This window comes from Betaproteobacteria bacterium (genome assembly GCA_016713305.1).
Classification (GTDB): Bacteria; Pseudomonadota; Gammaproteobacteria; order Burkholderiales.
Genome location: JADJPK010000012.1, coordinates 33,613 through 56,370 on the forward strand (window position 1 = coordinate 33,613; position 22,758 = coordinate 56,370).

Genomic DNA, 22,758 nt, shown 5'->3' on the forward strand with positions numbered 1-22,758 from the left:
CGACTCCGCGGCGTCCCGGCCTCGCCGTCCTTCGTCGCGGCGGCTGGCCGGCTGTTCCGGTTTCCGAAGCCGACCCCATCCGACGGTTCGCCCCTCGCCCGCCACGATCTCACTGCGCCTGCATCAAGGCCGCTTCGAGTATGGCGACGCCTCTGGAAAGCTCCCCGAGCTTCGCCTGGGCCTGAGGCCGGTTCGAGGCAAGCCACTGCGGTTCTCTCAACAGTGACTCGAACCCCGCGGCGGATTCGGAAATGGCGGTGAACCCGAGCGTGCTCGCCGCACCCTTGACGCCATGCACCAGGATGCGAAGCGCGTCCTGATCGCCGATCTCGATCAGATCGCTGCAGCGGTTGAGGTTTTCGGCGGTGGACACCGTGAACTTCCAGGCAAGCTGGAAGTACTTCGCGGAGTTTCCCCGCAGGCTGGCCAGGCCGCGATCGACGTCCATGCCCGGCATCGCTCTCAGCCGCTCCAGCGCACCTGCCGGCGAATCGTCGGTGGAGGATCCGGTCTCGCCTGCCCCCGATCGCGCCACGGCTCTCGACAACCAGTGCTCCAGCGTCGCGTACAGCCGCTCGGGATCCACGGGTTTCGTGATCACGTCGTTCATGCCTGCCTCGGTGCACGCACGCCTGTCCTCCGCGAACGCGTTGGCCGTGAGGGCGACGATGGGAATACGCTCCCAGCCGCTCAGGCCACGGATCGCCACGGTCGCTTCGATGCCGTTCATCTGCGGCATCTGCACGTCCATCAGCACCAGGTCGAACTTCTCGCGCAAGGCGGCATCCAGGGCCTGCTTGCCATTGGTGGCGACAGTCACGTCCATGTCCACGGACTGCAACAGCTCCAGCACGACTTCGACATTGACCGCGTTGTCCTCCGCCAGGAGTATCCGTGCGCCGCGATGCCGTGACCGGAGCTGGACGTCCTTGGGCATCTGCACGCGAATCGGGCCGTCGGCCGCTTCCGTGCCGTGCCCGCGTTCGAGCGTCACCTCGAACCAGAACGTGCTCCCTTGCCCGTACGTGCTCTCGACACCCACCGTGCCGCCCATCATCTCGATGAGGCGGCGCGTGAGCGACAGACCGAGCCCGGTGCCGCCGTACTTGCGCGAGGTGGACCCGTCGGCCTGATGGAAGGGCTGGAACAGTCTGGATTTCTGCTCCTCGGTGAGGCCGATGCCGGAATCGGTGACCTCCAGGCGAACCCGTACCGACTCGCTCGACGATTCCAGAAGACTGGCGCTCATGCTGACCGTGCCCCGCTCGGTGAACTTGACGGCGTTGCTCGCGAAATTGAGCAGCGCCTGACGAAGGCGGGTGATGTCGCCCCGCAGCAAGTCGGGCACGTGATCGGGATGCACTTCAAGCTTCAACCCTTTGTCCACCGCGGCGTCCCGCACGATCGACGCCACGCTGGCCAGCACGGACGACAGACGGAAGTTGTCCTTCTCGAGGATGAGCTTTCCGGCCTCTATCTTGGACAGGTCCAGCACGTCGTTGATGAGGGCCAGCAGATGACGCCCGGCGACGTCGATCTTCTCCAGCTTGGATCGCTGGTCGCCCGTGGCGGCATCGCGGCGGAGCAGATAGCTCAGGCCGAGAATGGCGTTGAGCGGGGTCCGGATCTCGTGCGACATGTTGGCCAGGAACTCGCTCTTGGCGGCGTTGGCGGCCTGGGCGGCGTCCCGGGCCGTGACCAGTTCGCGCTCGGCGGTTTTTCTCGCCGAGATGTCCGTGCTGAACGCGATGAAGCGCGGCGAGCGGGCCGGCCCTCTGTCCTGGTAGTAGACGGTCATCTCGACAGGGCGCAGCGAGCCATCCTTGCGCCTGTGCTGCGCCTCGAACTGCACGTGCCTCAGGCGCTTGATCTCGTCGCGGTTGACCAGGTACACGTCCTCGGGGCAGTTCGGATCCACGTCGTGGATGGAAAGCGCCAGGAACTCCTTCTCGGCATAGCCCAGGAACTCGCAGGCGGACCGGTTCGTGTAGGTGATCCGCCCGGTTTCGTAGTCGACGCACATGATGCCGATGCCGACGTTTTCCATCGCGAACTGCATCTCGCGCAGTTCTTCCAGGGTGGAGGAAAGATCGCGGGTCTTGAGATCCACCAGCCGGGTGAGTTCCTCTCGATGCCGCCGCAGCTCGAGTTCGTTCTCCCTGCGCTGGGTGACATCCTGCACGGTCCCGATCGCGTATTCGGCCACGCCCTGTGCGTTCCGGAGGAACTCGGCGCGGTCCCGCACCCACTTCACCTGGCCGCCAGCGCGGATGCGGTACTCGATGTCGAACGCGCCACCGGCCAGGGCGTTCCTCCAGACCCCCAGCGCGGCTTCCCGGTCGTCCTCGTGGATATGGGCGATGAACATGTCGAGCGTTTGCGGAGCGCCCTGTTCCTGCTCGAAGATCCGGTAGGTTTCCTCCGTCCAATCCAGCGCACCGCTTCCCACGTCGAGATGCCAGCTGCCGACGTGGGCCACGGCCTGCGCTGCACGGAGATCCGCTTCACGCTGCTGCAACCGCAATTCGGTCCGCTTTCGTTCGGTGATGTCCCGGACGATCGCCTGGAGGCAGGGACGGTTCTCGAAGTCGCTGCGGCAAAGGTGGACTTCGTGGTCGGTCAGTTCGCCGTCCGCACGCTTCGCCCGCCACTCGAACCGTTGCGGCTCTCCCGCCAAGGCGGCGGCGATCTTGCGGGCCGCCATGTCAGCAGAACGTTCGCCTGACGGCTGCATTTCGGGAGCGAACTCGGTGGGAGACCGCCCGATGAGCTGATCGCAAGGCAGCCCCATCACCTGCGCCGTCGCGGGGTTGCAGTCCAGAAACCCGGTCTCGTCCAGGAGCATGATCGCGTCCTGCGCCGACTCGAAGAGCGTCCGGAACTTGCGCTCGCTCGCGGCGAGCGCATTGAGGGCGCACTGTTGATCCGTGATGTCGAAGAATCCGCCGACGAGGCCGGCGACTTCCCCCCGCTCGTCGCAAAGCGGTCCCTTGCTGTAGACGACGTCGCGGATGCGGCCCTCCTTGTCGACCAGCTTGAACTCGTATTGCTGCACCCGTGCCGAGCCTATGAGTTCCTCGTCCTTGCTCCGGTAGGTGGCCGCCAGTTCGACAGGCCAGAGGTCCGAGACGGTCTTGCCGCGAATATCGTCTTCGGTGAGGCCCAGCACCTCGGTGAAGTGCGCGTTGCAGCCGATGTAGCGGCCCTCCCGGTCCTTGAAGAACACGCCCACCGGCAGCGCGTCGAGCAGGCTCTTCTGGAAGCGCCTCGCTCTCTCGCGCGATTGGCGGATTTCGGCGGTCGCCCGGCCGAGCCGCTGGTCGCCCCAGCGCAATGTCCAGGTCAGGACCAGCGCGGACGCCGCAAAGGTGAACAATCGGGTCTGCCACGGGGCAAGCTGCCCAGCGAGAATGTGTTCCGTGGCAACGTCGAACAGGACGGCGGCTGCCACGAAACCGAGCGCGAAAAGCGCGTACGCGGCAGGCGTGAGGGGACGCGAATCGATCTTCATTGGCAGGCGCAGGAACGGGGAGTGGGTTCCCAGGGGACCAAGGCGGCGAAGTTACCGCCCGGCAAACCAGCATCCTTTGACATGGATCAGTCGCGCCCCTGTCGCAGCGAAGCAGAGGCGACCCGGATGCGATCCGGGCATCCCGGGTTCCGGCAACTGCTACCATCCGCCGCCTCATGAGAATCGACGACGTCCGCCAGCGCTTCGAGGCGCTGGGTGCCAAACCGCCCCACGTCCGCGTGCTGTTCAAGTCCTGGACGCGCGCCCTGCCGCTCGATTCCTGCCGGGGAGATCCGGCGCGGTATTTTCCCGGAACGCTGTTGTCCGCCCTGCCCGGCCTGGCGGACGAATTGGGCGCCCTGGCCGCATGCCGCTCCACGCATTCGAGCGAGGATGGATCGGAGCGGCTGCTGGTGGCGCTGGAGGATGGCCAGACCGTGGAAAGCGTGCTGCTGCCCCGGGATGGCGTGTGCGTGTCCACCCAGGTGGGCTGTGCCGTGGGGTGCGTGTTCTGCATGACCGGTCGTGGCGGCCTGGTGCGCCAGCTCGGCAGCGCGGAGATCGTGGCGCAGGTCGCCCTGGCGCGCACGCGACGCCCGGTCAGGAAGGTTGTGTTCATGGGCATGGGCGAGCCCGCGCACAACCTGGACAACGTGATGGAGGCCATCGAACTGCTGGGCACGGCGGGCGACATCGGCCACAAGAATCTGGTGCTGTCGACGGTGGGAGACCCGCGGGTCTTCGAGCGTCTTCCGCGAGGGCCCGTGAAGCCGGCGCTGGCGCTGTCGCTCCACACCACGAACGCCGAGTTGAGAGCGAAGCTGCTGCCGCGGGCCCCTCGCATCGCGCCGGACGAGCTGGTGGAAATGGGACACCGGTATGCGGAGGCGACCGGCTATCCGATCCAGTACCAGTGGACGCTTCTCGAAGGCATCAACGACACCGACGAGGAACTCGACGGCATCGAGCGTCTGCTCCGCGGCAAGTACGCAGTGATGAACTTCATCCCCTTCAACACGGTGGACGGCCTGAGCTTACGCGCGTCCCTCGTGGGAACGCGCCGCGGCGATGGCACCCCATCTCCATCGCCGCGGGATACTCACCAAGCTGCGCCATTCGGCGGGGCAGGATGTCGAGGGCGGCTGCGGGCAGTTGCGGGCCCGCGCGCTGGCCGCCGTCCCGGCCTGATCCACCCTCGAGGCCGGGACCGATTCAGCCCCGGCAGATCGTCAATCTCCCTTCGGACCGTTGTGGCAGTCGTAGCAGCCGACGGACTGACCCGCCGCGAACGTCTTCGTGCGGCCTTCCACCCTGAACGACCGTGCCGCGGTCACCTTGCTGAGCGGGGATCCGCGATAGTCGGCGCCGTGGCAGGCGGTACACGCGCGGCTTCCACTGCCTTCTGCGCGGTCTCCGTGCTCCTCGACCCACCAGGCGCCCACTGTATGCATGCCGTGAGGACCGCCGCTGGCGGTGTTCGGAACGGTGGCGTGGCAGACCGTGCATTCGGCGACGGTGCCCGCGTGCCCCTGCAGCGCGATACTCAACAGGTTGTCGTTCTCGTGGGACGCGGGGTACTCGGCGTGGGTGGCACCGTGACACGCCTCGCACTGCAGTCCACCGTGGCCGGCACTGAACCGGTAGAGGCTCACGCCTGTGGCGGGAGTGTTGGGTGTCGTGGCGAAGCGCGTGTCCGCGGGCGTCTTGAGCTTGCCCGTCGCGTCCAGCGCCGACACCTCGCGCAGGCCATCGTGGTGGCAAGCCTGGCAATTCGGCTGCTCCAGCCAGCCCACGCGGGCGGGATGACCCACGGCTGCCATGTTGCCGTGGCAGCTCTGGCAACCCATCAGCGCGTTGCCGCTCGCATCGGTGGCGTTGCCCATGGCGCCGCGGAGGCACTTGGTGACCGATCCCGGATGGCACAGGTAGCACGACGAGCGATTGGAGATGTCGTCGAGCTTCACGTTCTGGACCGGATCCACGACCTGCGCGTGCTTGGCGTGCATGGCGGAGGTGAGCGCGCTGATGCCCGCGACGCCCGTGCCGGGCAGTGCGTTGGAGGCATGACAGGACGCGCAGAGGATCGGCTTCCCGAGCGAGGCCGTGGTCTCCAGGCCACGCTTGTCGTAGCCGAGCTGGGTGATCGCGGCGGCGAATGCGGGCGTGGCCAGACGCTTCTCGTCGTGGAAGCGCAGGATGTTCCGCTTCCAGTCCTTTTCCGGATCGGGATCGTTCACCCAGCCCGCCTTGGGCTTGGCCGCGAGTTGCGCCGTGTTGCCGGTGGCAACGGTCGCGTGACAGCTCTTGCAGGTCATCTCGTCGCTGACGGGAAGCACCGCCTGCGCCGTGGCGAGCACCTTGCCTGAGGAATCCTTGGCGGTGACTTTCACCAGCGGGTAGAAGTTCTTCTGCTTGCGATCGTCGTACGGCATGATCGGTATGCCCTCGGCCTCGTACCACTTGCGGGTCGCGTTGTAGGCGAGCGGCGCGGGCGTGAAGCTGGCGGTCGGGTTGCCGGTGAGGCCGATGTCCTCTCCTGGATTCGCGCCGAACAGCGCCTTCACGTAGACCCAGAAGTTGGTCTTGGTGGAACTGTTGGAGTTGACCGAGCCCTGCGGATCGGTGGACGACTCGTAGGTCATCGTCACGCCCGAGGTCACGGCCTTGCCGGTGCGCGCATTGACGAGTTGGGCGTGCAGGTTGTTGTACGGCGGCAGGATCGACATGATCGAGTAGTCCTTGCCGTCGACGCAGTGCATGCCCAGGTCGTTCCATGCCAGCAAGGCATACCGGTCGGTCGTGGCGACCGCGCGGGTGACGACGACGGCAACGGTCTGGGATGTCCTGCGGTCGCGCACCGTGACCGTCGCCTGGCCTGCCTTGACGCCCGTCAACGTCAGGACGTTTCTCGATACCGTGGCCTGAACCACGCTGCGATCAGAGATGACCAGGGACACGGTTCCGTTCGCATTCGCGATGGTCGCCGTGGCCTTCTTGCCGACCACGATCGAAAGCGTGTTGGGCGTGACCGCAAGGGTGCTGACGGCAGCCGCGGCGGCCGATCCCTGTCCCGACGAAGCCGGCTTCTTGTCGTCCGCGTGAATGCCTGACTGCAGACCGAGCGCAAGCACACAGGCCAGCAATCCCCCGGCCGCGCGCAGCCAGCCGCCACCGCGCAGCGGCGCGGTGCCTCTATCCCCGTTATCCATACTCAACGTCTCCCCGGAAATTGCGGACCGGCAGCGTGACCGGACACAACGCCCGGCGCTCGGCCCGCCCCACCAATGAACGGTGCAGCCTGTAGGAGTGCGCGATGCCACCGATTCGCGGGGCGACGCGGTGCGACACATCCATGGAGCACGGCGCCGAACTCAGGGAAGGTTCAGTGGGTCCGCGCGGGCGTCCTCGATGTCGTCCGTCAGCGACATTTGTGGGACTTCGTCACACGCGGGAAAATGTGCCACACATTGGACGATCCGCGCAACCCCTCCCATCGGGGTCACCCATCGGGTCCCCACCGGGGTCAGGTCTTGCCTTTTGCCTCCGCTCGGCGGACAATCGCCGCATGGCCCGTCCCCTTCGCATCGAATTCCCCGGCGCCGTCTACCACGTGACGTCGCGTGGCGACCGGAAGGAAGAAATTTTCCGCATCGCGGACGACCGGCGAGTCTTCCTGGACATTCTCGGCCAGGCCATGGAGCGCTTCGACGCGCAAGTACTCGCGTACTGCCTCATGGGCAATCACTACCACCTCGTGCTCCACACCCGCCAGGCGAATCTGTCCCGGCTGATGCGGCACCTGAACGGCGTCTACACCCAGTACTTCAACCGGCGGCACGATCTCGTGGGCCATCTTTTTCAGGGCCGTTTCAAGGCGATCCTGGTGGACCGCGACGCCTATCTGCTGTCGCTGTGCCGTTACGTGGAGCGCAACCCGGTGGCAGCGAAGAAGGTCCGTTCCGCAGGTGACTGGGAGTGGTCCAGCTACCGGGCGCACGTGGGAGACGCACAGCCCCCCGTCTGGCTCGATACGGATGGGCTGCATGGCTATCTGCTGGAGCGCGCGCCGGAGTCGGCACGCGACCGCGTTGCGGCTGGTCGAAAGTACGCCTTGCTGGTCGAGAAATTCGCCGAACAGGATGCCGGATTGTGGAAGGACGGCCTGCGGCAGCAGATCTTCCTGGGTAGTGAGCGATTCGTGGACAGGATGCGAGGGATGCTGTCCACGCCCCCCGCCGGCAGCGGAACCCGGCGCGAGGTGCCAAGAGCGCAGAGAGCGCGGCCACGGCAGCTTCGGGCCTGGATCGATGAAGCGGGAAGCCGTGAAGAAGGTCTGCGGCGCGCCTATCGCGACGGCGGGATGACAATGACCGCCATCGCCCACGAACTGGGCTTGTCCGTGTCCCGCGTCAGCCGGTTGATCGCGGCGGCAGAACGCAACGATGCAACAACAGATGTCTGACGGATCGCAGCCATGATCAGACCCGACGAAGGCTTCAGACTATCGACACCTGCAAGTCTCGCAATCGCGACCATCTTCGGAATCGCGGGCGTGCTGCTCGGACGTTCTGCGCTCCGAATGGCCGCTGCGGGTCCGTCGGGCTACGAAGGATATTCTTGGTTCCTTCAGCTGCTGTTCGCCGGGGGCTGCACTGCTGGTTGCGACACTGGCGCTGTACTTCGCCAGAAACCGCTTTCTCTATTGGGTGGGACTCGTTTCCATGTTCGCGCTTCTCGCTCTCTAGGAGGGCGCGAGTAGCGGGTTTTCCGGAAACGTAGACGCTGCAGCCGACCGGAAGGCGAACGTTTGAAATCGCGTCGGGTACCGTATACAGAGACGATCGTTCCCATGCTGCCGAACGCACCGAGCGGGAGGCAAAATGCAAGACCTGACCCCGATGTTGCGATGTTGGGGTCAGGTCTTGCACCATCACACGTCGTAGCGGTCCAGGTTCATCACCTTGACCCAGGCGGCGACGAAGTCCTGCACGAACTTCTCCTTCGCATCGTCGCTCGCATAGACCTCGGCAATCGCGCGCAACTCCGAGTTCGATCCGAACACCAGATCCGCGCGTGTGCCAGTCCACTTCAGCTGGCCTGACGCGCGGCTCCTGCCTTCGTAGACGCCGGATGTTTCTCCAGACGGCGCCCAAAGGGTATCCATGTCCAGCAGGTTCACGAAGAAATCGTTCGTGAGGCTGCCGGGCGAGTGCGTGAACACGCCGTGCGAGGCGTTGCCGTGGTTCGCCCCGATCACGCGCAACCCGCCCACGAGCACCGTCATCTGGGGCGCGGTCAGCGTCAGCAGTTGCGCACGATCCACGAGCAGTTCCTCGGCAGGCGTCCCCACCTCCGCCCGCCGGTAGTTGCGGAATCCATCGGCGGCCGGCTCCATCACGGAAAACGAGGCGACATCGGTCTGATCCTGTGTCGCATCGGTTCTTCCCGGTGTGAAGGGAACCACCACCTCATGACCCGCCTTCGAGGCCGCCACCTCCACGCCGGCCGAACCGGCCAGCACGATGAGATCCGCCAACGAGATCCGTTTGCCGTCCTTCTGCGCGGCATTGAACTTTTCGCGCACGGAATCCAGCACACGCAGCACCTTCTCCAGCTCGGCGGGCTGATTGACCTCCCAGTCCTTCTGCGGCGCCAGACGGATGCGCGCTCCGTTTGCGCCGCCCCGCTTGTCGGACCCGCGGAAACTCGACGCCGATGCCCACGCCGTCGTCACGAGTTGAGCCACCGAAAGTCCCGACGCCAGCACCTGCTTCTTGAGTGCCGCGATGTCCTGTGCGTCCACCAACGGGTGATCCACGACCGGAACGGGGTCCTGCCAGGCGAGAACTTCCGACGGCACCTCCGGCCCGAGGTACCGCGCTCGCGGCCCCATGTCGCGGTGGGTCAGCTTGAACCAGGCTCGCGCGAACGCATCGGCGAACGCCTCGGGATCCTGGTGGAAGCGCCGCGAGATCTTCTCGTACGCCGGATCGAATCGCAGCGAAAGATCCGCCGTGGTCATCATGGGCCGGTGCCTCTTCGAGGGGTCGTGCGCATCGGGAATCATGTCCTTCTCTGCCACGTCCTTCGCCAGCCACTGCCAGGCACCGGCCGGGCTCTTCACGCATTCCCACTCGTAGCCGAAAAGCATGTCGAAGTAGCCGTTGTCCCATCGTGTCGGATTGGGCTTCCACGCCCCTTCGATGCCGCTCGTGGTGGTGTGCACTCCCTTGCCTGACCCGAACGCGTTCTTCCAGCCGAGCCCCATTTCCTCGAGCGCCGCCCCTTCCGGCTCCGCGCCGACCAGCTTGGGATCGCCCGCTCCGTGCGCCTTGCCGAACGTGTGCCCGCCGGCGACGAGCGCCACCGTTTCTTCATCGTCCATTGCCATGCGCGCAAAGGTCTCCCTCACGTCGCGCCCCGATGCCACCGGATCGGGATTGCCGTTCGGTCCTTCGGGGTTCACATAGATGAGACCCATCTGGACCGCCGCGAGCGGGTTGTCCAGCATGCGGTCGCCGGTGTAGCGCTTGTCGCCCAGCCATTCGGCCTCCGCGCCCCAGTTGATCTCCTCCTCCGGTTCCCAGATGTCCACGCGGCCGCCGGCGAATCCGAAGGTCTTGAACCCCATGGACTCCAGCGCACAGTTGCCTGCGAGAATCATCAGATCCGCCCAGGAGATTCGCCGGCCGTACTTCTTCTTGACCGGCCAGAGGAGGCGTCGCGCCTTGTCGAGATTGCCGTTGTCGGGCCAGCTGTTGATCGGTGCGAAACGCTGGTTGCCGGTCCCTGCCCCGCCGCGTCCGTCGGACACACGGTAGGTTCCGGCGCTGTGCCAGGCCATGCGGATGAACAGCGGGCCGTAGTGGCCCCAGTCGGCCGGCCACCACTCCTGCGAATCTGTCATCAGTGCGTGGAGATCCCGCTTCAGCGCAGCGTAGTCCAGCTTGCCGAACTCCTGCGCGTAGTCGAACTGCTCACCCATGGGATTCGACTTGGCGGAATGCTGGTGCAGAACCTTGAGATCCAGCCGGTGGGGCCACCAGTCCCGGTTGGTGCGAGCGCCGGCGGTCGTGCGGCCCCCATGCGCGGCGGCGAACGGACACTTGGCTTTGTCGGACATTGTTCTGTTCCTCCTTCGGTTGACGACGATTCCAAGGCTAGGCGGACGCTCCGGATCCATCCAATACCGTTCCCGTATGGGCCCGATAGGAAAATCCTTTCGCGCCTGTTCCGCGTCGCGGATTGCCGCTAGCATCGAGGTGTCGATCCACCAGGAGCCCGCCCCTCGAATGAAACTCTCCCGCAAGTGGGTGATGGCGGCCGCCGCCGTGGCCATCGTGGCGGCCCTCGCCCAGTTCGCCTGGCAACGCTGGCAGAAGGACCGCGACAACGACGGCATCGCCAGCGGCAACGGCCGCATCGAGGCCGTGGAGATCGACGTCGCCACCCGCGTCGCGGGCCGTGTGATCGAGGTGAAGGTCGCGGAAGGCGAATTCGTGAAATCCGGCCAGGTGCTCGCGGTGCTCGAAACGGACGTTCTCGACGCCCAGCGCAAGCAGGCCCAGGCCCAGCTGGAACAGGCTCGCAGCGGCGTGTCGACCGTGCAGAGCCAGCAGGCACAACGCGAGAGCGAACGCGCCGCCACTCTGGCCGCCGTGGCGCAGCGCAAGGTGGAGGCGAATGCCGCCGCCACGCAGCTCTCGCGCACCAAGGCGCTCGCCCAGCAAGGCTTCGTCTCCGACAAGGTGGTGGACGACGACCGCGCGCGCCTGGAGGCCGCCCGCGCAGCCCTCGACGCCGCCAAGGCCCAGGTGGCCTCGGCCGAAGCGGCCATCGCGAGCGCCAGGTCGCAGGTATCGGGGGCCAGGTCAGGGGAAGCCGCCGCGCAGGCCGCCATCGACCGCGTCCAGGTGGAACTCGACGACACCGCCCTCAAGGCGCCGCGGGACGGCCGCGTGCAATACGTGGTCGTGCAACCCGGGGAGGTCGTCGGCGCCGGCGCCCGCGTGATCAACATGCTGGATCTCACCGACGTCTACATGACCTTCTTCCTGTCCACCGCGCAGGCAGGCAAGCTCCCGATCGGCGCCGAGGCGCGGCTCGTCCTGGATGCCGCGCCCGAGTACGTGATCCCCGCCCGCATCTCGTTCGTCGCCTCAGAGGCGCAGTTCACACCCAAGACGGTGGAGACCGCGAGCGAGCGCGAGAAGCTCATGTTCCGTGTCCGCGCGCAGATCGATCCGGAGTTGCTGCGCAAGTACATCACGCGTGTGAAGACCGGCCTGCCGGGCGTGGCGTACGTGCGGACCGATCCGGCGCGCGAATGGCCGGAGAAGCTTCAAGTCCGCCTGCCTCGATGACGCACACGCAGGCGCCCGCCGGGACGCCGGTCACCGGGCCGGCGCCGGTCGCCTCGCTGCGCGACCTCGGCCTTCGCTACCGGAGCAAGGTGGCGCTGGACGGCATCACCCTGGACATTCCCGCCCGGAAGATGGTCGCCTTCATCGGGCCGGACGGTGTCGGCAAATCATCGCTGCTGTCCCTGATCGCCGGCGCGCGCAGTCTCGTCCGGCGAAGTGCGCGTGCTGGGCGGGGACATGCGCAGCGCCCGTCATCGCGCCGCCGTCTGCCCGCGGATTGCCTACATGCCGCAGGGCCTGGGCCGCAATCTGTACCCGACACTGTCCGTGCACGACAACGTGGACTTCTTCGCGCGCCTGTACGGCCACGGCCATACGGAGCGCAAGCGGCGCATAGGCGAACTGCTGGAAGCCACCGGCCTCGCCCCTTTCGCATCCCGCCATGCCGGCAAGCTGTCGGGCGGCATGAAGCAGAAGCTGGGACTGTGCTGCGCCCTCGTCCACGATCCGGATCTGCTCATCCTCGACGAACCCACCACGGGCGTCGACCCGCTGTCGCGCCGCCAGTTCTGGGCGCTCGTGGACCGCATCCGTTCGCAGCGGCCCGGCATCGGCGTGCTCGTCGCCACGGCCTACATGGAGGAGGTTGCCCGATTCGACTGGCTGGTCGCCATGCACGCCGGCCAGGTACTGGCGAGCGGCCCGCCATCGGATCTCCTGGAGCGCACGGGGACCCGCAGTCTGGAAGATGCCTTCGTCCGGCTGCTGCCCGAACCGCTTCGCGCGAAGCATCGGCCGCTCGTCATCGAACCCCACGCCGGAAGCACCGAAGCCGATGTCGCCATCGAGGCGCAGCACCTCACCATGCGCTTTCGGCGATTTCGTCGCGGTGGACGACGTGAGCTTCCGCATCCGCCGCGGCGAGATCTTCGGCTTCCTCGGTTCCAACGGCTGCGGCAAGACGACCACGATGAAGATGCTCACGGGCCTGCTGCCGGCGAGCGAAGGCCAGGCGTTCCTGCTGGGGCATCCGGTCAACGCGCACGATCTCGACACCCGCCGGCGGGTGGGCTACATGACCCAGTCGTTCTCGCTCTTCGGCGATCTCACCGTGCAGCAGAACCTCGCGCTGCACGCGCGTCTGTTCGGCGTTCCCTCCGGGACCCTTGCCGCGCGCATCGGGGAGATGGGCGAGCGCTTCGGCCTCGCGGACGTGATGGACTCGCTGCCCGGCGACCTGCCGCTCGGACACCGGCAGCGGCTGTCGCTGGCCGTGGCGATGATCCACGGGCCCGAGATGCTGATCCTCGACGAACCCACGTCCGGCGTGGATCCCGTCGCGCGCGACGAGTTCTGGCGGATCATGCTGGAGCTGTCGCGGCGGGACAACGTGACGATCTTCATCTCGACCCACTTCATGAACGAGGCGGAGCGTTGCGACCGGATCTCGCTCATGCACGCGGGCCGCGTGCTGGTGAGCGACACGCCGGCGGCGCTGATCGAAGCCCGTGGCGTGACATCGCTGGAAGAAGCCTTCGTCGCATACCTCGAAGACGCCACCGGCGAGACGGTGGCCGCCGCGCCCCCGCCCCCCGCGGGCGACGCCGTCGCGCCACCGCTGCCCGCCCGCCCGCCACGCCGCCGGCTCCTGCCCGACCTGCGTCGACTGCTGAGCTACACCCGCCGGGAAGCCCTGGAACTGGTACGGGACCCCATCCGCCTGACCCTCGCCGGGGTGGGCAGCGTCATTCTCATGCTGGTGCTCGCCTACGGCGTGAGCATGGACGTGGAGAATCTCACGTTCGCGGTGCTCGACCGCGACGGCACCGCCACGAGCCGGGACTACGCGCTCAACCTGTCCGGCTCCCGCTATTTCCTGGAACAGCCGCCACTGCGCGACTACGAGGATCTCGACCGGCGCATGCGCGAGGGACAGCTCAGCCTGGCCATCGAGATCCCGCCCGGCTTCGCCCGCGACGTCGCGCGTGGAACGCCCGCGCAGATCGGCGCCTGGATCGATGGCGCCATGCCCCAGCGGGCGGAAACGGTGCAGGGCTACGTTCAGGGGATGCACTACCAATGGCTGACCGCCAAGGCCGCTGAAACCACGGGCGTGCCGGCCGCCGCCGTCAATGTCGAGACGCGCTTCCGCTACAACCCGGACGTGAAGAGCCTCCCCGCCATGGCGCCGGCCGTGATCCCCCTGCTGCTGATGCTGATCCCGTCCATGCTCACGGCGCTCTCCGTCGTGCGGGAGAAGGAGCTGGGTTCCATCGTGAATCTGTACGTCACGCCGGTCACGCAGCTCGAGTTCCTGCTGGGCAAGCAGCTTCCCTACATCGGGCTGGCCCTGCTCAATTTCCTGCTGCTCACCGCAGTGACGATCTTCCTGTTCCGCGTCCCGCTCAAAGGCAGTTTCGCGGCGCTCACGCTCGCGGCGTTTCTTTACGTGATCGCGGCCACGGGGCTGGGCCTCGTCATCTCGGCATTCGTGCGAAGCCAGGTCGCCGCGATCTTCGGCACGGCGGTGCTCACGCTGCTGCCCGCCGTGCAGTTCTCGGGCATGATCAATCCGGTCTCCTCGCTCGAAGGCGTGGGGGCGTTCATCGGACAGGTGTACCCCACGGCGCACTTCCTCACCATCGCCCGGGGCACCTTCTCCAAGGCGCTCGGGTTCGCCGATCTGCAGGGCTCGTTCTGGCCACTCGCCGTTGCCGGTCCGTCCCTGATCGCGCTGGGCGCGATCCTGCTCCGCAAGCAGGATCGCTGACGTGCGCGCCGCCAACATCCTGCACCTGGGCATCAAGGAACTGCGCAGCCTCGCGCGGGATCCGGTGATGCTGGTGCTGATCGCCCACGCGTTCTCGTTGGCGATCTACGCCGCTGCGACGGCCATTCCGGAAACGCTCCACAAGGCCTCCATCGCCGTGGTGGACGAGGACCGCTCGGCGCTGTCGCAGCGGATCATCGATGCGTTCTATCCCCCGTACTTTCTCCCTCCCTCGATCATCACGCGGGAACGGATGGACGCCCGCATGGACGCGGGACTCGACACCTTCGCGCTGGACATCCCGCCCGATTTCCAGCGGGATGCGCTGGCCGGCCGGAGTCCGTCGCTCCAGCTCAATGTCGACGCGACGCGGATGAGTCAGGCATTCACCGGCAGCGCGTACATCCAGTCCATCGTCACGCGGGAATCGGCGGCGTTCCTCGCCGGCCACGACGTCGTGACCGCCGCCCCGGTGGAACTTGCCCAGCGCATGCGCTTCAACCCGGCCGGCAACCAGTCCTGGTTCGGTGCCGTGATGGAAACCATCAACAACATCACGATGCTCTCCATCGTGCTCACCGGCGCCGCGCTCATCCGCGAGCGCGAACACGGCACCGTCGAGCACCTCCTGGCCATGCCGGTGACACCGCTGGAGATCATGGCGGCGAAGCTGTGGTCCATGGGACTGGTCGTCCTGATCGCCACTGCCCTGTCGCTGACGCTCGTCACCCAGGGTCTGCTGGAGGTGCCCATCGAAGGCTCGGTCGCGCTCTTCCTGGCGGCGACGTCGCTGCACCTGTTCGCCACCACGTCCATGGGCATCTTCCTCGGGACCGTCGCGCGATCGATGCCGCAGTTCGGCCTGCTGATCCTTCTGGTGCTGCTGCCCATGGAGATCCTCTCCGGCGGCATGACGCCGCGCGAGAGCATGCCGGCCATCGTTCGCACGATCATGCTCGCCGCGCCGACGACGCACTTCGTCACGCTGGCCCAGGCCATCCTGTATCGAGGCGCCGGTTTCTCGGTAATGTGGCCGCAGTTTGCGGCGCTGGCGGTGATCGGCGCGGCCTTGTGCAGCTTTTCCCTCGCGCGGTTCCGGCGCACGCTGGCGTCGATGGCCTGAAGCTCTCCCGATCGGGCGCCTCGGTCAGATCAGCCCGGCCCGTCTCCGATGGAGGATTCGTCCCGCCGCCATGAAGGTACCATCGCCCTTGTAGTGGAGCGTCTCGGGATGCGCGGGACGCGCCGCCACGCGCGCGTTCACGACCTCCCAGATGAAGAAGTCGTATTTCTTCACCAGACGGGCGTCTGCCAGCCTGCATTCGAAGTGGGCGTGGCATTCGCGGACCACCGGCGCGCCCACTTTCTCCGCGGGTTCCGCCGTTAGCCCGAAGCGCTCGAACTTGTCGATGTCGGCACCGCTGGTGGTGCCGACGCCGACCACCTGGTCGATGAGGGCGGTCGTCGGCAGGTTGATCACGCATTCCCGGCTGCGCCGGATGAGCTCGTGGCTGTGATTGGCGGACGAAATGATGCAGCCCACGAGCGACGGCGTGAACTCCATCACGGTATGCCAGCCCAGGGTCATGAGATTGCGTTCGCCCTTCCAGGCGGACGAAACGAGTACGATGGGGCCGGGCTCGAGGTAACGCCGGACTTCGTGGAGCGGGAGGGAGGTCTTGCGGCGGTCTTGGGCCATGGGAGGGAGGCTCCGTCGATGCTCCGGGCGGAACGCCGGAGCCGGTCTGGCCAATGTACACGTTCGAAGGAGAATCCCGCCGCCTCGCGTCGTGACCCGCCATCGCGGGTGCTCCGCTCGACTGCGGTTCGTGCCCACCCGTCGGGCCTTTTCCGGAACGGCTTGCGGCAATCGGGGAATCTCGCGGTCCCGCGACACTCCAACCGGTCGAGGAATCCGTCCCGGGGCGTGTGGCCGCGCGGCCCTCGGCGCACCGCTCCTCCGGTCGCCGGGTCTCAGGGCAGAAGAGCCGGGCCCGCCCCTTGCCCCTGCAGCCCCCACCGGCCGCTGAGAAGGCCGGACCGGCGCCGATGGCGCCCCTGCTCTGGAGCACTTGCATGGCATCTCTCGCTTCGATGGTCTGGTGGTGGGTCCTCTGTGCCATTGCCGTGGTGAACATGGCGATGTGGCTTTCCACGGCGCGCGCGGTCGCCCGTCCCCAGGGCCTCGCGGCCGATTCCCGTTTGACCCAGCCGCTGCTGTGGCTTTCGCTGGGGTACGTGCTCGGCTGCGCCTTCCGGTCCGCCCTGCCCATGCTGGACGTTCCCGGCATTGCCCTCCACGACACGCCGCTGTCCCGCATCGTCGTGGGACGTTCGGTGGCGACGGTGGCGGAGCTGTGCTTTGCCGCGCAGTGGGCGCTGGTGGTCGCACGCGTGGGGCAGGTCACGGGAGACAGGGCCGTGAGCGCCCTCGGCAAGACACTGCTGCCGGTCATCGGCCTTGCGGAGGTCTCTTCCTGGCGCGCCGTCCTGGAACACGACTACCTGCTCAACGCGGTCGAGAACTCGCTGTGGGCGGTCGCCGCTGCGTTGATCGCGCTGGCCCTGGCCCTTGGGATGCGCCGGCTCGACGCTCCGGGGCGTCTCCTTTCGGCGGGCGCTCTGGCCGTCCTCGCGGCATACCTTGCGTACATGGTGACGGTCGATGTTCCGCTGTGGCTTTCCCGCTGGCACAACGACCTGGCGCAGGGCGTGCAGGGACGGTCCCTGCAGGAAGGTCTGGCATTCGTGCTCCAGCGCTGCGCGATTTCCCGCGAATGGAGCGTCTGGCGCCACGATGCCATCTGGCTTTCGCTCTACTTCTCCGCCGGCGTGTGGGTCTCGATCGCGATGATCCGCATTCCTCCGATCCGCGCACGCTGGCAACCTGCGCGCGTGCCCACGCCCGCCACGGGCATGCCGTGATCTTCGGGGGACGCCATGCCCTGCGGACCATGGCACCATGGGTCCGGCAACGCACCGGAGACCCCAGGAGAATGAACAGACCGCGCCGTTTCTCGATGATCCGCAGCTTCCATCTGGCGGATTGGATCACTGTGGGCAATGCCGTCTTCGGCATGGGTGCGATCTTCTCGGCCATGGCCTACCTTCAAATGCCCTCGGACCGCAGCGTCCTGACGCTCGCCTGCGGACTGGTTGTCGTCGCCCTGGTGCTGGACGTGCTGGACGGCAAGGTGGCGCGCTGGCGGCACCAGAACTCCGCGCTGGGGCGCGAACTCGATTCCCTCGCCGACGTGATCTCGTTCGGCGCCGCTCCGGCCGCCATCGCCTACGCAGCCGGGATGAACGGTCTGTGGGATCGCGTGGTGCTGCTGTTCTTCGTGGCCTGCGGCGCATCCCGGCTTGCGCGCTTCAACGTGACAGCCGCAGACCTGGCCGGCGACGACGGCAAGGTGCGCTATTTCGAAGGCACTCCCATCCCGACGTCGGTCGTGCTGGCGCTTCTGCTCGCTGCGGCGGCATGGACCGGCAACATCGGCGAGGCGTTGTGGGGCGGTGCCGTCACGATCGGACCCGGGGTGCTGCATCCGCTGTCGCTGCTGTTCGCCCTCTCTGGCAGCCTCATGATCAGCACGATCCGCATTCCCAAGCCGTGATCGGTGCGGCGCTGCCGGCAAGCCCCCGGGATCACATCCGGCGGGAGGGACTTCAGCCCCTTCGCCGGTCCTGCAGGAAGCGCAGCAGCAGATCGGTGACCGCCTCGGGTTGTTCCTGCTGAATCCAGTGCCCGGCGCCTGCGACGAGGTGCGACGCCGTCATTCGCGAACACGCACCGTCGAGCATCGCTTCGTAGGCGCCCGGCTTCTGGTAGACGCCCCAGTCGGAGGCGCCGGCGACGAACATCGACGGCACGTCGATCGTCCTGCCCGAATAGAGCAGCAGTTCGTCGGACTCGCCCGCCTGCGTGCGGCACCGGTACCACTGCAGACCGCCCTGGAAGCCGGTGCGCTGGTACTCCGCGCTGTAGACGCGAAGTTCCGCTTCCGGCAGCCACCGGCAGGCCGCGATCTGCGCCGCCGTGGGCATGTGGGGAGCCACGGTCCGGGCCATGTCCTGATCGAAGTCCATCACGTAATAGGTGGGGAGCTTCGCCAGTTCGTCCGCGTCCCACGCCCGCAACCGGTGAGGACGGTTCTCCGCCCAGTCCGCGCTCTTCACGTGGTAATAGGCTCGAAGGAAATCGTGGACACCCTGCGCGCAACGGCACATCTGAGCATCGGCCTCGCGCGTGGAGTAGTACCACTGGTAATGCTTGCGGGGCCGCGGCAGGGCCGCCAGGGCGGCATGCACGTCCACGGCCGTCTGCGTGCCAGGGGACGGGAAGCGCGGCGTTCCATCGAACGGCGCGCTCATGAGCACCACGGAGCGGAAGACATCCGGCCGCGTCAGCGCACACCACGCCGCGACGGGCGAGCCGAAGTCGTGCCCGACCACTGCAGCAACATGCCGCACGCCCATCGCGTCCAGCAGCCCCAGTGCATCGCGCACGATGCCCAGCAGCCGGAACGGCTCCAGCGGACCGTCGTAGCCGGGGTCCCATCCGGTCGTGCGCCCGTAGCCGCGCTGGTCCGGCGCGACCACATGGAAGCCGGCAGCCGCCAGGGGAAGCATGACCTTCCGCCAGCTGTAGGCCAGCTCCGGAAAGCCGTGCAGGAGCAGCACGCAGGGGCGGCCCTCCCCTTCCCAGCCGGCTTCGAGCACGTGCATGTCGAGCCCCGTCCCGCTCGGCACGTGGCGCGAACGGATTCCCTCGGGAAGAGGCAGCGGCGCAAACGTGTGGGTCATGGGGGGACGTCTCAGACCAGACCCAGCGTCTCGTCGACACCGAGGTGTACGTTCATGCTCTGCACTGCGGCGCCCGAGGCGCCCTTGCCGAGGTTGTCGAGGCGTGCCATCAGCACGACCCGCTCGTCGTTCCCGAACACGAAGACGTCCACGCGGTTGGTGTCGTTGGCACCCTGCACGTCGAAGAACCCGCCGTCGGTGTTGGCGTCGTTCGCGAACGGCGCAACCTCGATGAACCGCTCGCCCTCGTAGTAGCGGGCCAGCTCGTCGCGCAGCGCCTTGGCGGTCATGGATCTGGCAAGCCGCCGCGGATCGAGATAGACAGTCACCGCGAGTCCCTTGTAGAAGGGCCCCACGATGGGCACGAAGATGGGTGGCTCGGCAAGCCCCGTGTGCGTTCGCATCTCCGGCAGATGCTTGTGCGCGAGCCCGAGGGCGTAGGGGCGCGGAGCATCGAGCGAGCCTCCGGCCTTCTCGTACTGCTCGATCATCTTCTTGCCACCGCCCGAATAGCCGGTGATCGAGTGGGCCGCGATGGTCGCGGACGCGGACAGCACGCCGCCGGCGACCAGCGGCCTGACCAGCAGTATGAAGGCCGTGGCGTGGCACCCCGGGTTGGCGATGCGCTTCGCCTCGCGCAGACGCGCGCGCTGCTGCCCGTCCAGTTCGGGCAGTCCGAACGCCCAGCCCGGTGCCGTCCGGTGCGCGGTGGATGCATCGATGACACAGGTCGCAGGGTTCTCGACCAGGCCCACCGACTCCCGGGCTGCGTCGTCGGGCAGGCACAGGAACGTCACATCGGAGGCGTTGATCAGTGCGCGTCGCGCCTCGGTGTCCTTGCGGCGCTCCGGATCGATCCTGAGCAGCGTGACATCGGGGCGGCGCGCCAGATATTCGTGGATGCGAAGGCCTGTGGTGCCCTCCAGTCCGTCGACGAAAACTTTGAAGGTCATGGTGCAGCTTCCTGCGGGGCGGATGCCCGGGCCGGTCAGTGTCGCGCAATCCGCCCGGGCGGTAAACCTCGGCCGGTCAGGTCTTGCGGCCGTAGTTGAGCAGCCCCGTGGCACCTTTCGGGGGGTGGGCGCGGAGCGCTTCCTCGATCGGTTCCGTTCCCCAGCCCGGCCGGTCGGGCATCACCAGATGGCCGTCGACGAACTCCGGCAGATGCGTGAACAGCTCGTGGTCCCAGGCAATGCGGTCGATGTCCGTTTCCATGATCCGCAGGTTGGGCACGGCCGCGCAGAAGTGCGCGTTCATCATGGTGCAAAGATGCCCGTAGAAGTTGTGCGGCGCGACGTTCATCTCGTGCGCTTCGGCCGCGGCGGCGATCTTCATGGACTGCCAGACGCCGTTCCAGGGCGTATCGATGATCGCCACATCCATGGCCTGCTCGCGGAAATAGGGCAGGAATTCGCGCAGGCCCAGCAACGTTTCGCAGGAACTCACCGGATGCGGACTCTGCCGGCGGATGAACCCGAGCGCCTCGGGGCTGTAGCTGTCGATCTCCACCCAGAACATGTCCAGCGGCGCGATGGCCCGCAGGATCCGCAGGTAGCCCTCGGTCTTGGCATTGAAGTTGAGGTCCAGAAGCAGATCCATGTCCGGTCCCGCACCGTCGCGCAGCGCTTCGAGATGCGTGACGATGTTGCGAAGGACGGCCTTTTCCACGTTGATCTCCGGCGCGAAGGGCACGCCGAAGCCGGGCCGCCAGCCGCGCACGATGCGCCCGTCCGGACCGTACTCGAAGATGTTGGTCTTGAGCGCGGTGAAACCCTTGTCCCGCGCTTCGCGGCCGATGGCCTTCACGCCGTCGAGATCGGTGATGGCCGGGCTGTAGTGCGCGGGATGGTTGATGCGCCACGTTGCACAGTGCGACCAGTACACGCGAATGCGGTCCCGCACCTTGCCGCCGAGCAGTTCGTAGACCGGCACCCCCAGCGCCTTGGCCTTGGCATCCAGCAGCGCGTTCTCGATGGCGCCCATCGCCAGCGCGACCACGCCGCCGGCCGCCGGCCGGGTGGCGCAGTACAGCTCGGCGTAGATCCGCTCGTGCGCGAAGACGGATTGGCCGATGACACGCGGTTTCAGCCGGTCGATGACCGCGCCGACCCCCGGGGCGCCGAAGCCTTCGTCGTATTCGCTCCAGCCCACGATGCCGTCCTCGGTCGTGACCTTCACGAAATGGTAGTTGCGCCATCCGGCATCGCACGCCAGCAATTCGAGATCTCTTATCTTCATGAACTCCTCCGTCAAGTGTCGTTCTCTGTATTGGCGGGCGGCAACGCCGTCCGGGAAACAATCCGGTACACCGGGCCCGCCGCGTCGCGGTCGGATCTCACGAGCACGAACTCCGTCACGGGCCAGTGCACCGGCTCGAAGCCGCATTCCGCCTTCCGGCCCGTCGCCCGCCGAACCAGCGTGACGTGGGGACGAAAGGGCCGCGCGTCCAGTTCGAACCCCTCCTGTGCCAGCCAGCGGGACAGACGCCGCTCGAGCCGCATCAGCGGTCCGGGAATCGCCGACGGCGCCGCCCAACCGATGCCGTTGTGGTTCCAGGCGCCCAGGCGGTCCACGACCAGTTCGAACGGCGCGACGGGAATGTCCGGCGGAACCTCGGAGAGGCGGGCGATCGCCGCGGGTGACACGTCGCCGAGAAAGGCGAGCGTGAGGTGGATCGATTCGTTGCGCGTGCGTCGACCGCCCAGTTCGCGCGCCAGCGAGGCCGCCTGCCGGCCCAGGGCCTCCATGGCCCCCGCCGGCGGCCAGAGCGCGAAGAAGCAGCGGACCGCTTCGCTCTCAGGCGCGCCCGGACTCGCGCTCATGGGGCGCGGCCTGCAGCAGGGCGATGGCCTCCGTGGCGATCCCCTCGCCACGCCCGGTGAAGCCCAGCTTCTCCGTGGTCTTGGCCTTCACGTTGACGCAATCCCGGGCGATTCCCAGGTCGGCGGCGATGTTGGCGACCATCGCCGGAATGTGCGGCGCCATTTTCGGCGCCTGCGCGATGATCGTGGCATCCACGTTGCCGACGACATAGCCCGCGGCCCGCACTCTCGCGGCGACCTCGCGCAGAAGCATGCGGCTGTCGGCTCCGCTGAACGCGGGATCGGTGTCGGGAAAGTGGCGGCCGATGTCGCCCAGTGCCGCGGCTCCCAGGAGCGCATCGCACAGCGCGTGCAACAACGCATCGGCATCGGAATGTCCCAGCAGCCCCCGATCGAAGGGAATGGTGACGCCGCCCAGGATGAGCGGCCGGCCGGCAACGAGAGCGTGCACGTCGAAGCCCTGGCCGATGCGCAGCGTGTGCATGA

Annotated in this window: 14 protein-coding genes and 2 pseudogenes; 7 read left to right on the forward strand and 9 right to left on the reverse strand. The window is 67.1% G+C overall.

Features of this window, described 5'->3' with window-relative positions:
* Positions 1–109: 109 nt before the first annotated feature.
* The gene (locus IPK20_16480) at positions 110–3,511 is read right to left on the reverse strand and encodes a PAS domain S-box protein (protein MBK8018158.1); all 3,402 of its coding nucleotides are present in this window, start codon (positions 3,509–3,511) and stop codon (positions 110–112) included.
* A gap of 176 nt (positions 3,512–3,687) precedes the next feature.
* Here IPK20_16480 and IPK20_16485 point away from each other — a divergent pair.
* Positions 3,688–4,699: pseudogene (locus IPK20_16485) on the forward strand (RNA methyltransferase).
* 41 nt (positions 4,700–4,740) lie between these two features.
* Here the strand turns inward: IPK20_16485 and IPK20_16490 are convergent.
* Entirely contained in the window at positions 4,741–6,270 is a 1,530-nt protein-coding gene (locus IPK20_16490; GenBank protein MBK8018159.1) for a hypothetical protein, read from the reverse strand.
* Positions 6,271–7,076: 806 nt separating this feature from the next.
* On the opposite strand from IPK20_16490, the gene IPK20_16495 reads away from it, so the two are divergent.
* Positions 7,077–7,973, forward strand: coding sequence for a transposase (locus IPK20_16495; GenBank protein MBK8018160.1), 897 nt, complete (start codon positions 7,077–7,079; stop codon positions 7,971–7,973).
* 468 nt (positions 7,974–8,441) lie between these two features.
* Here the strand turns inward: IPK20_16495 and katG are convergent, their stop codons facing one another.
* The gene (gene katG, locus IPK20_16500; GenBank protein ID MBK8018161.1) at positions 8,442–10,634 is read right to left on the reverse strand and encodes a catalase/peroxidase HPI; all 2,193 of its coding nucleotides are present in this window, start codon (positions 10,632–10,634) and stop codon (positions 8,442–8,444) included.
* A gap of 169 nt (positions 10,635–10,803) precedes the next feature.
* On the opposite strand from katG, the gene IPK20_16505 reads away from it, so the two are divergent.
* From IPK20_16505 to IPK20_16515, 3 genes and pseudogenes are all read left to right on the forward strand, one after another.
* Positions 10,804–11,874: an HlyD family efflux transporter periplasmic adaptor subunit gene (locus IPK20_16505; protein ID MBK8018162.1), complete on the forward strand. Its 1,071-nt coding sequence runs from the start codon at positions 10,804–10,806 to the stop codon at positions 11,872–11,874.
* Positions 11,871–14,644 (forward strand): annotated as a pseudogene (gene rbbA / locus IPK20_16510) (ribosome-associated ATPase/putative transporter RbbA). Before IPK20_16505 ends, rbbA begins: the two are co-directional and overlap by 4 nt.
* A gap of 1 nt (position 14,645) precedes the next feature.
* On the forward strand, positions 14,646–15,767 hold the full coding sequence (locus IPK20_16515; GenBank protein ID MBK8018163.1) for an ABC transporter permease: 1,122 nt from the start codon (positions 14,646–14,648) through the stop codon (positions 15,765–15,767).
* A gap of 24 nt (positions 15,768–15,791) precedes the next feature.
* Here the strand turns inward: IPK20_16515 and IPK20_16520 are convergent, their stop codons facing one another.
* The gene (locus tag IPK20_16520) at positions 15,792–16,343 is read right to left on the reverse strand and encodes a flavin reductase family protein (GenBank protein ID MBK8018164.1); all 552 of its coding nucleotides are present in this window, start codon (positions 16,341–16,343) and stop codon (positions 15,792–15,794) included.
* A 377-nt stretch (positions 16,344–16,720) separates the two neighbouring features.
* Between IPK20_16520 and IPK20_16525 the strand changes: the two genes are divergently transcribed.
* Positions 16,721–17,569 (forward strand): hypothetical protein, encoded by an 849-nt coding sequence (locus IPK20_16525; GenBank protein MBK8018165.1) that lies wholly within the window; start codon positions 16,721–16,723, stop codon positions 17,567–17,569.
* A 71-nt stretch (positions 17,570–17,640) separates the two neighbouring features.
* Complete coding sequence (pssA, locus tag IPK20_16530; protein MBK8018166.1) at positions 17,641–18,261, forward strand: CDP-diacylglycerol--serine O-phosphatidyltransferase; 621 nt, start codon at positions 17,641–17,643, stop codon at positions 18,259–18,261.
* A 52-nt stretch (positions 18,262–18,313) separates the two neighbouring features.
* Here pssA and IPK20_16535 read toward each other — a convergent pair whose 3' ends face one another.
* The 5 genes from IPK20_16535 to IPK20_16555 all read right to left on the reverse strand — a co-directional run bounded on the left by IPK20_16535 (position 18,314) and on the right by IPK20_16555 (position 22,756).
* Positions 18,314–19,450, reverse strand: coding sequence for an alpha/beta fold hydrolase (locus IPK20_16535; protein MBK8018167.1), 1,137 nt, complete (start codon positions 19,448–19,450; stop codon positions 18,314–18,316).
* 11 nt (positions 19,451–19,461) lie between these two features.
* Positions 19,462–20,403 (reverse strand): N-acetyl-gamma-glutamyl-phosphate reductase, encoded by a 942-nt coding sequence (gene argC / locus IPK20_16540; protein MBK8018168.1) that lies wholly within the window; start codon positions 20,401–20,403, stop codon positions 19,462–19,464.
* Positions 20,404–20,479: 76 nt separating this feature from the next.
* The gene (locus IPK20_16545) at positions 20,480–21,688 is read right to left on the reverse strand and encodes a mandelate racemase/muconate lactonizing enzyme family protein (protein MBK8018169.1); all 1,209 of its coding nucleotides are present in this window, start codon (positions 21,686–21,688) and stop codon (positions 20,480–20,482) included.
* A gap of 11 nt (positions 21,689–21,699) precedes the next feature.
* Positions 21,700–22,272, reverse strand: a complete 573-nt coding sequence (gene thpR, locus IPK20_16550; GenBank protein ID MBK8018170.1) for an RNA 2',3'-cyclic phosphodiesterase — start codon at positions 22,270–22,272, stop codon at positions 21,700–21,702.
* Complete coding sequence (locus tag IPK20_16555) at positions 22,247–22,756, reverse strand: 2-C-methyl-D-erythritol 2,4-cyclodiphosphate synthase (GenBank protein ID MBK8018171.1); 510 nt, start codon at positions 22,754–22,756, stop codon at positions 22,247–22,249. Before IPK20_16555 ends, thpR begins: the two co-directional genes overlap by 26 nt.
* Positions 22,757–22,758: the final 2 nt, after the last annotated feature.